Source organism: Oenococcus sicerae (assembly GCF_004102045.2).
In the GTDB taxonomy this organism is placed as follows: Bacteria; Bacillota; Bacilli; order Lactobacillales; family Lactobacillaceae; genus Oenococcus; species Oenococcus sicerae.
The window spans coordinates 1,157,190-1,172,359 of the sequence record NZ_CP029684.2; the positions used below are offsets into that span (position 1 = coordinate 1,157,190).

Consider the following 15,170-nt stretch of genomic DNA (forward strand, 5'->3'; position numbering starts at 1 on the left):
CACTAATTTGACCGTGCTATAATTGACAACGAGGTTTTATGGCTAAAGATATTGGAATTGATTTAGGAACAGCAAATGTCTTGATTTATGTTGAAGGTCAGGGCATTGCTTTAAACGAGCCTTCAGTTGTTGCGATTGACGCTAAGACTGATCAAGTTTTAGCAATTGGTTCAGATGCGTATAAATGGATAGATCGTGGTAATCAAGATATTCGTGTCGTCCGCCCTTTAAAAGATGGTGTTATTTCTGATTTTGACGCCACCGAAGCGATGCTGACCACTTTTGTCAACCAATTGCGAGTTAAAGGCTGGATGAGTCGACCAAATATCATGATTTGTGCGCCTACAAATATCACTGAAATTGAAAGAAAAGCAATTATCCAAGCAGCTCAGTCTGCAGGTGGCGCAAATGTTTACCTAGAATACGAACCAAAAGTTGCGGCTGTTGGAGCTGGTTTGGATATTTTTGATTTTGTCGGCAGCATGGTTATTGATATTGGCGGCGGTACTTCGGATATTGCTGTCTTATCTGGCGGCGATATCGTTGCCAGCCAGTCTTTGAGGATGGCAGGGGATCAACTTACTCAAGACATCATTCGTTATCTGCGTTTACAGTTTGGCATTTTGATAGGTACACCGATGGCGGAACGCATTAAACAAGAAGTGGGTTCGGCTTTGCAAGTGACTGATCCGATTGAAATGACGATTCGCGGACAGGATTTAAATGATGCTAATTCAGTTAAAGGTTTGCCCAAACAGGTCACGATCGACTCAAATGATATCGAAGAAGCCATGCATGCGACTTTGAATACTATTGTGCGTGCATCTAAAGAAATTTTGGGTGAAATCCAGCCTGGTTTAGCTGGTGATATTATTGATCGCGGTATTATGCTGACTGGTGGTGGTGCATTACTGGGCTCTAAAGTTAAAGGCGGTGGTATTGATGCATTGCTGCAGCAGGAATTGCATGTGCCTGTTAATATCTCCGATTCACCGCTAGATAATGTTGCAAAGGGTGCTGGTACTTTACTGGAGTATGCAAAACGAGAGCGGCATAATGCACATCAGATTTTAGGCATTGGCAATCCAGCGTACAAGAAGAAACTAGATCAAGAAACCCAAATCGAATCCAATAATATTCATATTAATAAAATAGAAAAGTGATCAATTTAATGTCTAACCGAGAAAAAAATTATCAAGTTGAATTAGTTAAAGAAGGCGATGCTCTTAGTGTTCAAATTGCCGGTGAAACAGTTGGCAAGGTTACTCAAAAAGAGGAGCTTTTTTTAGCGAGGAATTCTTGGGATAATTTTCTTGGTGAATTTAAGAAACAAGATCAGGCTATTATGGCTGTCATTTCTAATTTTAACTTGCGGCAAGCATAAACGATGCAGAATCCTGGTTTAAAAAACAGAGGTACTACCTTTAAATGGCGTGACGATTCGCAAATTGATTGGCCTATTATTTTTATCGTTCTGTCCCTAATGGCAATTGGCTTTGTCGCTTTGTATCTAGCGGTTCAAGCTGATTCCAGTGCCTCGCCGCTTCGTGCGTTGATTTCGCAATCTTTTTGGTGGATCTTTGGTTGGGGAATTGCGATTGTTTTAATGCATTTGGATGCTCAGCAGCTTTTTAGATTGGCGCCGATCACATATGCATTTGGTATTTTTTTATTGATCTTTGTTCTTTTTGCCTATAACAGAGCTTTATTCGATAGTAATGGCGGCAAGTCCTGGCTAGCCTTTGGCGGCTTTACTTTTCAACCGTCAGAGGTGATGAAGCCGGCCTTGATATTAATGCTGTCCAGAGTTGTTTATTCGCACAACCAAAAATATGCCGAACATGTTCTAACTTCGGATTTTATTTTGATCGGGAAAATGCTGCTGGTAACTTTCCCTGTCATTGTGCTGATGCTCTTGCAGCATGATTTTGGTTCGATGCTGGTCTTTGTCGCAATTTTTGCGGGTATTTTCTTGGTATCTGGTATCTTGAGCCGGATCCTGGTTCCAATTGGTGCGACATTTGCAGCGATCGCAGGACTGGCTATTTTTGCCGTTACCACAACAATTGGCAGAAATTTTTTGGCAAACATTGGCTTTCAGGCTTATCAGTTCGCTCGTGTGGATGACTGGCTAGATCCTGGCAGTAATGACACAACTAAATCGGGTTACCAACTATATCAATCAATTAAAGCGATCGGATCAGGTCGAATATTTGGGAGAGGCTTGAGTAATATTAGTGTTTACGTGCCAGTTCGAGAATCTGATATGATTTTTTCCGTTATTGGTGAAGGATTGGGCTTTGTTGGTGGCTTTGTGTTGATCATGCTTTATTTTCTTTTGATTTACAGCATGATCAGGCGTGTGTTTGATACGAAAAGCTCGTTTTATGCTTATGTTGTTTCTGGCGTTGTGTTAATGCTATTGTTCCATGTTTTTGAAAATATTGGCATGAGCATTGATTTAGTGCCGTTGACCGGCATACCATTGCCTTTTATTAGCCAAGGCGGCTCTTCTTTACTTGCTAATATGATTGGCATCGGCTTGGCCCTTAGTATGCAGTATCACAACTTTACGAGTGAGTTCGCCAAAAAGGAGACCAATTTTAAATAATGGATGACCAGATCACTTTAGTGAAAGAGACTGTTTCCGAAGCAAGAAAAAAATTAGCGGCTGGGCACATCTATCAGTCCCTAAACAGCCAATTGGAAAATTTAGTTGGACGTTTGTCTAAACGATCAAAAACTATTGTTAAACCGATCGATGGCGGCGATGCAACTTTAGCCTTGATTCAGAAAACATCTGAAAAATTTATTCAGGTCAAAAAAGTTTTATTAACTGATGACCAATTATTTGAAATATTGAGACAGCTCGCTTCAACGAATCCAGTTTATCGTGATCGTGGCGCTTTTTATTTTTTAGCCAATTTGATATCTAATAAAGCACTTAGTCGAGAACAAATGCGATGGATAGCCAACTATTTGGTCGCTGATGATCGACTTTTCAGCCATATATTAGAGCCTATCAATGATGCTGTTTTTCAGCGCTCTTTTTCGTTGCTGCTTTTGAGTCAGCTTTTAACTGCTGACAATCAATTGAATTTTATTGATGATCAATTGCTGGGCCGAATTATTGATCAAACAGCTGCTTATGCCTTGCTTGAACAGGACGGAAGAGGTTTTGTCGGAGAAAAAGGCTGGGCACATGCTTTTACGAATATTGGTAATGTTTGGGACCTGCTTTGCAGCAACCCGAAAGTCAAAAGGTCGGACAAAATTTTGCTATTAGCGACCCAATTAGTGGGCTATCACAATTGTCCGATACCTTTTGTTGCAGGAGAAGACTCACGTGTTGCAGCTTATTTGGCTAATATTACTAATTTGAACGAAATTTATGAAGACTATTTTCTACGCGTCTTAAAGTTTTGGCACCAAGGTCTGACGGCCCAGATGACCGTAGCTACAGAAGCTGGCTGGAACAAAATCTATAATCGTAATCGTTTGCTGCAAAGCTTGTTGCTCCAAAAAGACAGTTTTCCTACATCAATTGTCGATTATATCGAGAGTACTAGGGATTACCTGAACTAATTGACAAGTCGCCGCATATATGAGATTGTTAAGGTTCTAGGTTTTCTTTTTTTATTTTAAATAGGAGCGAATATGGCAGAAAAAATACGCATCGGTCTTTTTTTTGGTGGCAATTCGTCAGAACATGGCGTCAGCAAGCGTTCAGCTAAAAATTATTATGATGTCTTAGATCCTGATAAATACGATGTTTTCCCAGTTTTGATTTCTAAAAAAGGAATGATGATCGCCACTGGTATTTCCAAACGAATTCTTCTTGGCGAAGATGAAGATAAGCTATTAGCGAAATTGCCAGCTAATGACGGTGGCATTTTAGTTTCAATTGATGCATTGAGAGATTTAAAACTTGATCTCTTATTTCCCGCAGTGCATGGAAATTTGGGCGAGGATGGCACATTAGCAGGTCTCTTCCGTTTATTGCAAATTCCTTTTATCGGTGCCGGGCTAAGGTCACATGCAATCAGCTTTGATAAGGTCATCACGAAAGAATTAATGACGGTTAATGGCATTAGAAATACAAGTTACATAGTTATTTTTCATAGTGATACTGAAAAACCGAAGTGGGAGTCCGTGAGCAAAAAACTAGGATCTACAGTCTTTGTTAAAGCAGCTAATCAAGGTTCTTCTGTTGGTATTTCACGCGTTGACAGTGCGGAAAGTTACGCAAAAGCCTTGCAGGATTCTTTTCAGTATGACGAAAAGGTGCTGGTGGAAGCAGCTGTTGAAAATCCTACCGAATTAGAAATTGGCCTATTGGGCAATGATCGCATTATAACCAGCCCGATCGGCGCACATTGGGCGCCTGGCCAAGTGCATGGTGCCGGCTGGTTTGATTACAAGAACAAATTCGTTGATAATTCAAAGATGAAGTATCAAATTCCAGCTCAGATCGGCGATGATAAAAGCCAAGAATTAAGGGAAATGGCCATCAAAGCTTATCGTGTTTTGGGAATTAAGGGTTTGGCTCGAATTGATTTTTTGATGAGTGACAATGGCGAGATATTTCTCAGTGAACCCAATACGCTGCCTGGCAATACGAATATGAGCCTATTTCCAATTTTGTTTGAATCGGCCGGTATGAGTCGTCAACAGCAGGTGGAAAAAATGATCGAGCTGGCTTTTGATGAGTTTAAACGGCAACAGAAAATCAGTTATTCATTTAAAGAACTCGGTTCGGAAAAACTTGGTCAATTTGATATTAAAAAGTAAAATTAATGTCCAGAAGTGGGCATTTTTGTTTGGGCTGGAAAACGACTGTTAAAATAAAATTAATGACAAAAACACTTTTATTAATTGATGGAAATTCTTTAGCTTTTCGCGCTTTTTATGCTATGTACAATCAAATCGATCGTATGGTCGCTCATACAGGCCTACACACGAATGCACTTGTTGCCTTCAACAATTTTTTTGATCAGATCGTTGACAAGATGCAGCCTGATTATGCTTTAGTAGCATGGGACGCCGGCAAAGGATCGACGACCTTTCGCGGCGACATATATGATGACTACAAGGGTGATCGGCAGACAACGCCAGCGGAGTTGTCGGAGCAGTTTCCCTACTTGAGAAAAATGGTTGATTTACATGGCATTCATTCCTATGAGCTACCAGGCTTTGAAGCTGATGATATTATCGGTACCTATTCAAAAATAGCCGAACAAGCAGGCTTCAAAACAACGATTATTACCGGAGATAGGGATCTTACACAACTTGTTACGAATAACGTATCGGTCAACGTTACAAGAAAAGGCGTTACGGACTTGGACATTTATACGCCAGCTTTTTTGGCAGATAAATGGGGTGGCATCAGTCCTCGGCAAGTAGTGGAAATGAAATCACTAACGGGCGATACTTCGGATAATTATCCAGGTGTGACAAAGGTTGGCGAAAAAACGGCTATTAGATTATTGAATCAGTTTGGCAGCTTGGACGGTATTTACGCTAATATCGACACGATGAAAGCTTCCAAACTAAAAGAAAATCTAATTAAGGACAAAGAGAGTGCTTATCGGGCTCATCAATTGGCAACGATCAAAACTGATGCACCGGTCGCTTTAAAGCTTGAAGAACTGACGAATAAAGCGATCAATTTTGCTGAACTGATTCCTTTTTATGAGGAATTAGATTTTAAATCACAACTGGCCAAAATCCATTCGATTCAAAAGGCCAGCATGCTAAGTGAAGATGCACAAAAAGAATCGACAGATCAATTAGCTGAATTAACGGCTGCTAATTTAGACCATTTGCTCGCGATCAAAGATCATTTGACAATTTATTTTCAAACGGATTCGGATAATTATCACACTGCCCGCATTGCTGCTTTCGTGTTAGGCAATGAAGACGAGGGCTATTTTGCTTCGCGTGACTTAGAACTGCTTAATTCTTCTGTTGTGAGGCAACTGTTTAAAAGTGATCTTCCGAAAAATGTTTTTAATGCTAAAGAATTAACTGTGCTATTGCATCGCTTAGGATTAGAAATCAAGCATATCGACTTTGATTTTTTGCTGGTTTCGTATTTACTAGATACCACAGATAATGATAATCAGTTGTCGACTTTAGCTAGCCGTTTCAACGTTTTTCTTGAGTCAGACGCTGACGTTTATGGTACCGGTGCAAAATTTCAAATCCCAGATAACGATGAGACGCTCTTCAACCATTTGGCTGCAAAGGCTTCAGCGATCAGCCGTCTTTATGAACCGTCCATGGGCAAGCTCGCTGATCATGAACAAGTGGATCTGTATCGGCAGATCGAGTTACCTTTGTCTGCCGTTTTAGCTTCAATGGAAATCACGGGTATCAAGCTGGACCAAAAAGAATTGCGAAAGTTGGGCCAAGAATTTGACAAACGGATCTCTGAGTTGGAAAAACAAATTTATGAGGAAGCCGGTGAGGAATTTAACATTAATTCGCCCAAGCAACTGGCAGAATTATTATTTGTGACAATGGGGATCCCGCCAATCAAAAAAACGAAAACTGGTTTTTCAACAGCTGCCGGAGTGCTTGAAGAATTGGCTGAACAGTATCCTTTTGTTAGCCTGATTTTGCAGTATCGCCAGTTAGCCAAACTAAATTCAACTTACGTGAAGGGGCTGTTGGATGTCGTTGATCCGGACGATAGCAAAATACACACACGCTATTTGCAGACGCTGACTCAGACTGGCCGTTTGTCCTCTGTTGATCCGAATATGCAGAATATTCCTGATCGCGACGAAGAGGGAAAACGTATTCGCAAGGCTTTTGTGCCCAGTCATGATGATTGGCAGATATTTGGCGCTGACTATTCGCAAATTGAGTTACGTGTTTTGGCTCATGTGACCGGCGATCAGAATTTAAAACAGGCTTTTGAATCAGGCGAAGATATTCATGCGGCAACTGCTCGTTCTATTTTTGCTTTAAAAGAGGGTCAGGAAATCAGTTTTGATCAGCGCCGACGTGCTAAAGCGGTTAATTTCGGTATCGTATATGGTATTTCGGATTTTGGATTAGCCCAGCGTTTGGGTATTTCTCGACAAGAAGGGAAACAAATTATTGAAACATATTTTCAAGAATTTCCAGAGGTTAAAAAATGGATCGATGCCATCATTGCGCTGGCGCATAAACAAGGTTATGTCGAAACGATCGCCCACCGTCGCCGCTATTTGCCGGATATTCATAGCAAAAACTTCAATCTGAGATCTTTTGCTGAACGGACGGCTACAAATACACCGATTCAAGGTTCGGCCGCTGACATCATTAAAATCGCGATGATTAAAATGAGCCAGGCTTTGGCAGCGAATAAACTGCAGGCAAAAATGCTGTTGCAGGTGCACGACGAATTAATTTTCGAGGCACCGAAAGATGAAATCGACATTTTAGCCGAACTGGTACCAAAAGTGATGGATTCTGCTATTAAACTGAATGTTCCTTTACGAGTTCAAGCACATCATGGTGCTAATTGGTATGACGAAAAATAAAGACCAGATCGCAAATAATCTCAAAAACAGCTGTAAGTTCGGCTGTTTTTTGTTTGTCAAAATATGAATAACGTTCGACACTGTACCACACACTGTGTTACGATTTTTTTGAATAAAGGATCTTCGAGTGTCTGAATTATTTTCTCGAATTAATTCGGCTGGCGGTTAAGAGAGGAAAAAAGTATCTATGAAAATAGTTAAATATTTATCAATTTTTGTCGCGAGCATTGTGCTAATGCTGGCGGCAATTTTATTTATCCAATTCAACGACTCTGAAAAATGGTCAAATGATGCTCATCAATCTGTCTTAAAAAGGCAAATAATTAATGTTAATTCAAGCGATACAGTGCAAGTACAACAAGAGATATTGGCCACTTTGGTTAAAGTGGCCGACGAATATAAGCTTGGTATCGTGAGAGTCGATGACGATGTGGGCCTAGCAGCTAGTTACGAAATTGGCATTTATGACCCTCATGATATTATCAAGTTTTCGGATCAATATAATCATTTGCAGGTATCCGGTATTAACACGCTAAGCAGCAAAAGAATTTGGACGACGGAAAATTTAGATAGTCATCACAGCCATTTATTCAATTTGTTGAACGCCAGCAGTGTCAAAATAAATTCATTGACCAGCATACTGAATAGTACCCAAACGATTAATGGCCAGTATCAATTTTTTTCTGATGATCGAACAAATATTCAAAGAGCAATAACTGTTTTTTCTGAACTTACTCGAATTTCTGAAAGAAATTTACTAACTCAACACGCATTTAAAGCACATAGTATTTCGATCAGTTTTTATTTAATGCTAACTTTATTTGCTTTATTGTCCTTGGTTATTATTGTCCTGGGTATTTTCTCGGTTTACCATGAACACCAGTTGATCGGCGTCAAAAAATTATTAGGTTATTCAGACTTCAAGATTATTTCAACTGATATTGGCAATAATTTATTTGTGTTATTAATAGTCATGGCGCTGCAAATATCGCTATTAAAAGTTATTTTTTCAGAGATAGATCGTTCAATTTATCCAATTCTGTTTGCTGCACAAATACCTTTATTGGTCTTATTACTGATTAACATGATTTTTCAATATATTCTTGTTCATAATCAAAAGATTTCAGATTTTATCAAAGCTAATTTGAAGTCCAAATTGATCGTGACCTTTGTGGCTTATCTATTTATGCTGGCAACCGGACTATCCGTCTACATATTAAAGGCAATCGATTATCAGGCTAATCAGCTTTATTTAAATGAAAAGAAAATGAAGAATTGGCAGCAACGTGATCAATATCATGTTCTGTCTGAAATCGCCGCAGGGAATGATGCTGCGAGTTTTACTTATCAATCGAACAAATTGACAAATGATTTCAAGAAATTTTATGCTCAAATAGCCGACATGTCAGGTGTGCTATGGGCATACTCTGAGTGGAATGAAAACACAGCGGCACAAAAAGATGTCTATCGTTTTTGGGGTCTGCCGGACATTGCGAGTTTTTCAAAGCTTGAATTATCACCATCTGGGTTAAAAAAGTATCATATCATTGATGACCATGGGCACAGAATCGTGATTGAAAACACAGATAAGACTCACTATTATTTATTGCCGATAAAATATCGCAGCTATACAAAATATACAAAGTTCTTCCAAAAAATTTGCGATCTTGGGTAATGGTGATATCGATCCCAGAAATAAGAAACAAGTGCAAGACTATTTGACACAGCATCCAGTTAAATTGCTGTATTATCAAAATTCAAGGTCCTTTAGTTCTTGGGATTCCAGCGATTCCAGGCGATTAAAAGAGCCAATCATCGAAGTCATGACATCAGGAAGCTTGGATGATCTTAATGCGATGAATTTGCTGGTGACTGGCATTGATAATCCGTTAAAGTTAGATAAAAAAGTTGTTGATAGTCGACGATTTCAACAAGCAATTCAGGCAAACAATTTGTCTGATAATCAACTATCGTTTGGCAGCATTAAAGATAGTTTGTCTGCTGATCGATCCTTATTCTATAAAAACTTGGCAGCATGGAGTTCGTTTTTAGTTGTACTGTTGGTTGCCATTGTGCAAACAATTATTTCGTTAAACATGATTTGGCAAGCTGCGCATCAAAAGCAATTGTTCGTGAAAAGGCTGATCGGTTATTCTGCTTTGCGCAAATATGCCGATATGTATGGCCTGATCACGATTGTTGATTCGCGGGCTGCTCTTTTTGGCCTACTTTTAAAGTCACATTTTGTCGTAATCGGATGTATGGTGTTATATCTGAGCGAATTATTGACCGTTTACCTAAGCACAAGCAAAATTGAATCGCAAAAAATCAATGAAATCTTGAAAGGCCTGTCGTGAAATTAGTATTGAATAATTTAGGAAAATCCTATAATAATAAGAGAATTTTGGATCATTTCAATTTAACGGTTCAGTCTGGCGAATTTATAGGTATTGTCGGTAAATCAGGTTCTGGGAAATCGACCATTTTAAATATATTGGGTCTTTTTGATAATTATGATCAAGGCAGCTATTTAATTGATGATAAACGTGTGCCAAAAATTAATTCCAGTGCTGCTACGAAAATGATTCGTCAAAAAATCAATTATTTGTTTCAAAATTTTGCTTTAGTGAATAATTTGACAGTCCAGCAAAACTTACTGCTCGCACTTAAATACACTAAATTAACAAAGAAAAATCAACAATTACAAATTGATCAAGCACTCATGCGAGTCGGATTATCAGGCAGAAACAAGGAAATTGTTGCAACGCTTTCCGGCGGCGAGCAGCAGCAGCTAGCGATTGCACGAACGATGCTCAAACCTGGGGAATTAATTTTGGCTGATGAACCGACCGCTGCACTTGATAAAGATAATCGAAACTTAGTTTTTGATTTATTGATGCAACTGAACGCGAATCGAAAAACGATCATCATGGTCACGCATGATTTAGAACTCGCCAAGCGAATCCCGAGAGTGATTGAAATAGGCTGATTTGGCTTACTAAAGTAAGGAATTAAAACGATATCATAAGTAGCAAACGATTTAAAATGAATTTGTTAGCATTTGGATATCGTTTTTTGTATTCTGACAATGCTTGAAAGCTCAAGATGTTAAAATGCAATATGAAGCATTTGGATCGATTTTCAAAAATCACTAGATATTACGGAGCAAAGATAAGATGAGCAACAAATTTGATAATCGAGCTGACAAATTAGGTGAGTATTGGGACCTGTTGAATAAAAACCGTCAATTAGTTGGCAGCAAACGGCGGGGCGAGGCTTTTGGACAAAATGAGTGGCATTTATTGGCCAATGCAACAATTTTTAACTTTGATCAAGAGGTCCTGATCCAGCAGCGTTCTTTTAATAAAATTGGTCGTCCAGGAGAATGGGAAGCAGAGACTGGCGGTTCCGTGCTGGCAGGCGAGGATTCGATCTTGGCAATTAAAAGAGAGGTCAAAGAAGAGATCGGCTTGGACTTGCCCTTTGCCGCGAGCGATTTTGTCGCCAGTTTTAAAAAATGGCCAACTTTTGATGATTGGTATGTGATTAAAGCTGATATCCAAATTGAGCAGATCATTATTCAAAAATCAGAGCTTGAACAAGCGAAATTTGTTTCTTTGAACGAGGCCTTGCCGTATTTTCCGTCGGATCATTTAGCTTACGTCACACAAATTGGCAACAATTTATTTGGAGGAGAGCATGCCTGAATTACCAGAAGTCGAAACGGTTAGACGCGGTTTAAAAAAATATTTCGCTAATGAAAAAATTCAGCAGGTCAAGCTGCTTTATCCCAAACTGCTTGTGACCGATGAAAAACAATTTTTAAAACGAGTGACCGGCTCGATTGTGACGCGAATCGATCGACGCGGTAAATTTTTGCTGATTCGGCTTGATAATCAGTCGACGATCGTTTCCCACCTTCGTATGGAAGGACGTTATTCGGTCGAAGAGTCCGATCAAGCGCCGCACAAACATACTGAAGCAATTTTTCAATTAGTTAATGGTAACCAAGTTTTTTACGATGATACACGCAAATTTGGCAGAATGCAGCTTGTGAAAACCGGTGACGAGGCTAAAGCGGTCAAGTCAATTGGATCAATGGGACCAGAGCCGACTGAACAGACATTGACTTCGACTTATTTTTTCAACCGATTACAAAAATCTAAAAAAGCCGTCAAAGCTTGGCTGCTAGATCAAAATAATCTTGCTGGCATCGGAAATATTTATGCAGATGAGGTTTTATGGTTAAGCAGAATCAGTCCTTTACGACCAGCCAATGAGATCAATTCAACTGAAGCCGATAATTTGCGTGAGAACATCATTTCCGAGCTGGCTTTTGCGATCAAAAACGGTGGGTCAACGGTTCATTCTTTTATTGATCCAGCAGGGGAGTCGGGACATATGCAGGATAAACTGCATGTTTATGGCCGAGTTGGCCAATCTTGTGAGCGCGATGGTGAGAAATTAATTAAAATAAAGTTAGCACAAAGAGGAACGACTTATTGCCAAAAATGTCAGAAATAAAAATGAAGAAAATTGGTCTGACTGGCGGGATCGGCAGCGGTAAGACCACCGTTTCAACTATTTTTCGCGAATTGGGTTATACGATTATTGATGCTGATCAAGTTGCTCGCCAAGTTGTCATGCCGGGTCGTTTTGAATTGGAAGAGATCAAGGCGGCTTTTGGGCTCGAAATTATGCAAGGTGTCTCTTTGAATCGCAAAAGATTAGGCGAAAACGTTTTCGCAAATCCTCGAGCGCTGAAAAAATTAAATGCCATTATTCAGCCTTCGATCCGACAGCTGGTGCAAATGCGCATGGAATTTTTTGAAAACGAAGGCCGGATTCGGACGCTGATTTTAGATATTCCTTTACTTTACGAAGGCGGCTGGGATAAAAAAATGGATGCGACGATCGTTGTAAATGCAGATAAAAAAACACGGTTAGATCGGATAATTGCTCGTGATCATCTAACCGAACAACAGGCCAGCAATAGAATTGCTGCCCAAATGCCGCTTGAAAGCAAAACCGAAATGGCTGATTTCGTCATCGATAATACGGGCGATCGATCGGATCTAAAAGCTGCAGTGTTAACGTTTATTTCTGAAAATGACTTACATCCATGATTGAAAAACAAACACAATTAAACGCTTACTGGCATTTAAGAATTCAAGTCGTTAATTTTGACAGCAACGATTTGAAAAATTTGACTGATTTCTATTTGCCGATGGTTGGCACGGATGCTTTTGCTGCGTATTTAGCTTTACAGAATTTCGATGATTTTAATGACCAATTAAACGAACTGCTGGATTTACTGAATATTTCTCTATTAGCCTTTGATGATGCTCGGAAAAAGTTAGAGGCGACTGGGCTGCTGAACAGTTATTTATCGGCTGGAAATTTGTTGTTTGTGATTAAAAAGCCTTTGGCTAAAGAGATTTTTTTTGCCGATGACTTACTTTCGAGCTTTTTTTTCAGTGTTGCTGGGAAAGCTAGATTCCAAAAATTATCGATGCAGCTGCAAAAAGAAGCCATGCCTTTATCCGCTGTGAAAATGAATGCTAATTTTTATGAAGCATTTGGCAATATTAATTTGAAACGGCCTGATGTAGCGACGGCATCCTTGTCTGCAAAAAAACTTAGAAAACCGCTGATTGAAGAGAATAAAGATACTTTTAATTTTGATTTAGTGGCTGCAAGTTTGAAAAAATATGGTGTTTCCCCAGATGAAGTCGCTAAGGAACACAATTTCATTCTTTCACAGCATTTGATTTATGGATTTTCCGAAGAAAAAATGATCGATCTGTTGGCGAGTGCTCTTTTGATCGACAAAAAAACGGTTGATCACACACTTTTTCGTCAACAGCTTGAAAAATTGGCATTGAAATTGCCCGAATCAGACTCAGTACCTGTATCGGCAGCTGTTGTTCAAGGACATGAGCAAGTTAAACTCAATCGTGACGAACGGCAGCTTGTTCAAGCAGCTAAAGGACTTCCGCCTTTTCAATTTTTAGCTCAATTAAAAAAAATGCGAGGCGGTATTGTGACGAGCGCCGAACAAAAGAATATTGATCATTTGGTTGATCTCGGATTAAAACCGGAAGTGATCAATATTTTAATTCATCAGATATTAGTGGGGATGGAATCAACTAATTTGCCAGCGGCTCTTTCACAAGCAATTGCCGATTCTTTTTTGCAGTCGCACGTTCAAAATGCTGGTGAGGCGATCCTTTCGGTTAAATCTCGGCAAGAAAAGCAAAGTGAAAAACGTTATTCGAAATATAAACTGGTTCAAAAAGAAAAAAAGATCGACTACGGCAGCGCTAAAAAAACTGATAACCAGCTAGCATTAGATGCTTTAGCCAAATATCAGCGAGAGAAGAAACCTTCATGAAACTGGATGAAATTTTAAAAAATGCACAAATCAGCCAATTTATTAACGAGAATGGTCTTACGGAAAAACAGCAGCTGCTGGAAGATAATTTGGATGTTTTAAATGACTATATTAGTCAAACGCAGCAGCCCTTATTTCCAGATTATGATCCAAAATTACTTTTAATTGATGATAAAATTGATATTTTCTATGAAAAATCGACGGATGCACTGCCGGAAAATTTATTGCGAATTGGACAATCTAAGAGCCTATCGAATGTTTCCTTTGCTGATTTTCAGGTCGATGAGCAGCGTAATGAAGCTTTTATTGCTGCGATCAGTTTCGTAGAACATTACACCTTGGATCAAAAATTTCGTAAGGGCATTTATTTGTGGGGCAATTTCGGTGTTGGCAAAAGTTATTTGATGTCAGCCATGCTCAATGAACTCGCAGCTAAGCATGTTGAAACCGCTTTTGTAACTATTTCTGCCTTGATAAATCGCTTAAATGAAAGTCAAATGTTGGAAAAACAACGGTTGATTCGCAAAATTGCGCATAGCCGCGTGCTTGTTTTTGATGATTTAGGTGCTGGTGATCTGACAACTTGGTTTCGCGATAATGTCATTGCCGCCATTTTGGATGATCGAATGAATTATCAGCGGCCAACTTTTTTTACTTCTAATTTTGATATTAAGTCCTTGCAAGACCAGTATCTAGCCGTGGCGCGTGGAGTTGCAGAACCGATCAAAGCGGCTCGGATCGCTGAGAGAATCAAATTTTTGAGCAATGAAATCAAAATGGGTGGTGAAAGCCATCGCTGATCAGTCAATAAAGACACTGAAAATGACACGACTCTTATCATCTGATTGATAAGAGCATTCAGTCGACCGATGAGTTTGCTGCTGAATTTCTTGAGCTAAGAAACCGGCCTCAAGAAAAAAAGAGGGCTTATCAGTTGCAGCATTTCTTAATTTAATAGCATCACCAAGCAGCAGCCAAGTTTCTTTGCCTGCTTTTTGCGATGATATTTCAATATCGCCCCAGCCGGCAGCTGAGAAGAATTCTTGAATGCCATTTAATGTTTTTGTATAGAATTGCCGAGCAACTTCTTTGCCTGCATAATAAAGAATGTCATCGGCATCATCCTTTAAAATATCGTTTAAGATGCCATCACGAAGCAAAGCCAATGAGAAGGCTGTCTGATTATTTTGGAACTCTGAAAGTTTTTTGTATGCGTCCTTTTTCACACTTGTTAGTATAGCTTT

The 15,170-nt window shown here is 39.4% G+C and carries 15 protein-coding genes; 14 read left to right on the forward strand and 1 reads right to left on the reverse strand.

Going from position 1 to position 15,170, the window contains the following annotated elements; all coding sequences use genetic code 11:
• Positions 1-38: 38 nt before the first annotated feature.
• From mreB to zapE, 14 genes are all read left to right on the forward strand, one after another.
• Positions 39-1,163 (forward strand): rod shape-determining protein, encoded by a 1,125-nt coding sequence (gene mreB, locus DLJ48_RS05935; RefSeq protein ID WP_128686576.1) that lies wholly within the window; start codon positions 39-41, stop codon positions 1,161-1,163.
• An 8-nt stretch (positions 1,164-1,171) separates the two neighbouring features.
• A complete protein-coding gene (locus tag DLJ48_RS05940) occupies positions 1,172-1,384 on the forward strand; it encodes a DUF2969 family protein (protein ID WP_128686577.1) in 213 nt (70 codons plus the stop codon).
• Positions 1,385-1,387: 3 nt separating this feature from the next.
• Complete coding sequence (locus tag DLJ48_RS05945; protein WP_128686578.1) at positions 1,388-2,611, forward strand: FtsW/RodA/SpoVE family cell cycle protein; 1,224 nt, start codon at positions 1,388-1,390, stop codon at positions 2,609-2,611.
• The gene (locus tag DLJ48_RS05950) at positions 2,608-3,585 is read left to right on the forward strand and encodes a DUF2785 domain-containing protein (RefSeq protein ID WP_128686579.1); all 978 of its coding nucleotides are present in this window, start codon (positions 2,608-2,610) and stop codon (positions 3,583-3,585) included. The genes DLJ48_RS05945 and DLJ48_RS05950 overlap by 4 nt, the downstream gene beginning before the upstream one ends.
• A gap of 72 nt (positions 3,586-3,657) precedes the next feature.
• On the forward strand, positions 3,658-4,791 hold the full coding sequence (locus DLJ48_RS05955) for a D-alanine--D-alanine ligase family protein (protein WP_128686580.1): 1,134 nt from the start codon (positions 3,658-3,660) through the stop codon (positions 4,789-4,791).
• Between the two features lie 5 nt (positions 4,792-4,796).
• Positions 4,797-7,532, forward strand: coding sequence for a DNA polymerase I (polA, locus tag DLJ48_RS05960; protein ID WP_128686581.1), 2,736 nt, complete (start codon positions 4,797-4,799; stop codon positions 7,530-7,532).
• 187 nt (positions 7,533-7,719) lie between these two features.
• The gene (locus DLJ48_RS05965) at positions 7,720-9,207 is read left to right on the forward strand and encodes a hypothetical protein (protein ID WP_243148529.1); all 1,488 of its coding nucleotides are present in this window, start codon (positions 7,720-7,722) and stop codon (positions 9,205-9,207) included.
• Positions 9,200-9,889 carry a DUF1430 domain-containing protein gene (locus DLJ48_RS08585; protein ID WP_243148530.1) on the forward strand — a complete coding sequence of 230 codons (690 nt, stop codon included), beginning with the start codon at positions 9,200-9,202 and terminating at the stop codon, positions 9,887-9,889. Before DLJ48_RS05965 ends, DLJ48_RS08585 begins: the two co-directional genes overlap by 8 nt.
• Positions 9,886-10,521: an ATP-binding cassette domain-containing protein gene (locus DLJ48_RS05970; RefSeq protein WP_128686582.1), complete on the forward strand. Its 636-nt coding sequence runs from the start codon at positions 9,886-9,888 to the stop codon at positions 10,519-10,521. Before DLJ48_RS08585 ends, DLJ48_RS05970 begins: the two co-directional genes overlap by 4 nt.
• Positions 10,522-10,708: 187 nt before the next feature.
• Complete coding sequence (locus DLJ48_RS05975) at positions 10,709-11,239, forward strand: NUDIX hydrolase (protein ID WP_128686583.1); 531 nt, start codon at positions 10,709-10,711, stop codon at positions 11,237-11,239.
• A complete protein-coding gene (gene mutM / locus DLJ48_RS05980; RefSeq protein WP_128686584.1) occupies positions 11,232-12,056 on the forward strand; it encodes a bifunctional DNA-formamidopyrimidine glycosylase/DNA-(apurinic or apyrimidinic site) lyase in 825 nt (274 codons plus the stop codon). Before DLJ48_RS05975 ends, mutM begins: the two co-directional genes overlap by 8 nt.
• On the forward strand, positions 12,035-12,658 hold the full coding sequence (gene coaE, locus DLJ48_RS05985; protein ID WP_336622553.1) for a dephospho-CoA kinase: 624 nt from the start codon (positions 12,035-12,037) through the stop codon (positions 12,656-12,658). The genes mutM and coaE overlap by 22 nt, the downstream gene beginning before the upstream one ends.
• Positions 12,655-13,926 (forward strand): DnaD domain protein, encoded by a 1,272-nt coding sequence (locus tag DLJ48_RS05990; protein ID WP_128686585.1) that lies wholly within the window; start codon positions 12,655-12,657, stop codon positions 13,924-13,926. Before coaE ends, DLJ48_RS05990 begins: the two co-directional genes overlap by 4 nt.
• A complete protein-coding gene (gene zapE, locus DLJ48_RS05995; protein WP_128686586.1) occupies positions 13,923-14,726 on the forward strand; it encodes an AFG1/ZapE family ATPase in 804 nt (267 codons plus the stop codon). The genes DLJ48_RS05990 and zapE overlap by 4 nt, the downstream gene beginning before the upstream one ends.
• Here the strand turns inward: zapE and DLJ48_RS06000 are convergent, their stop codons facing one another.
• On the reverse strand, positions 14,727-15,152 hold the full coding sequence (locus tag DLJ48_RS06000; protein WP_128686587.1) for a YslB family protein: 426 nt from the start codon (positions 15,150-15,152) through the stop codon (positions 14,727-14,729).
• Positions 15,153-15,170: the final 18 nt, after the last annotated feature.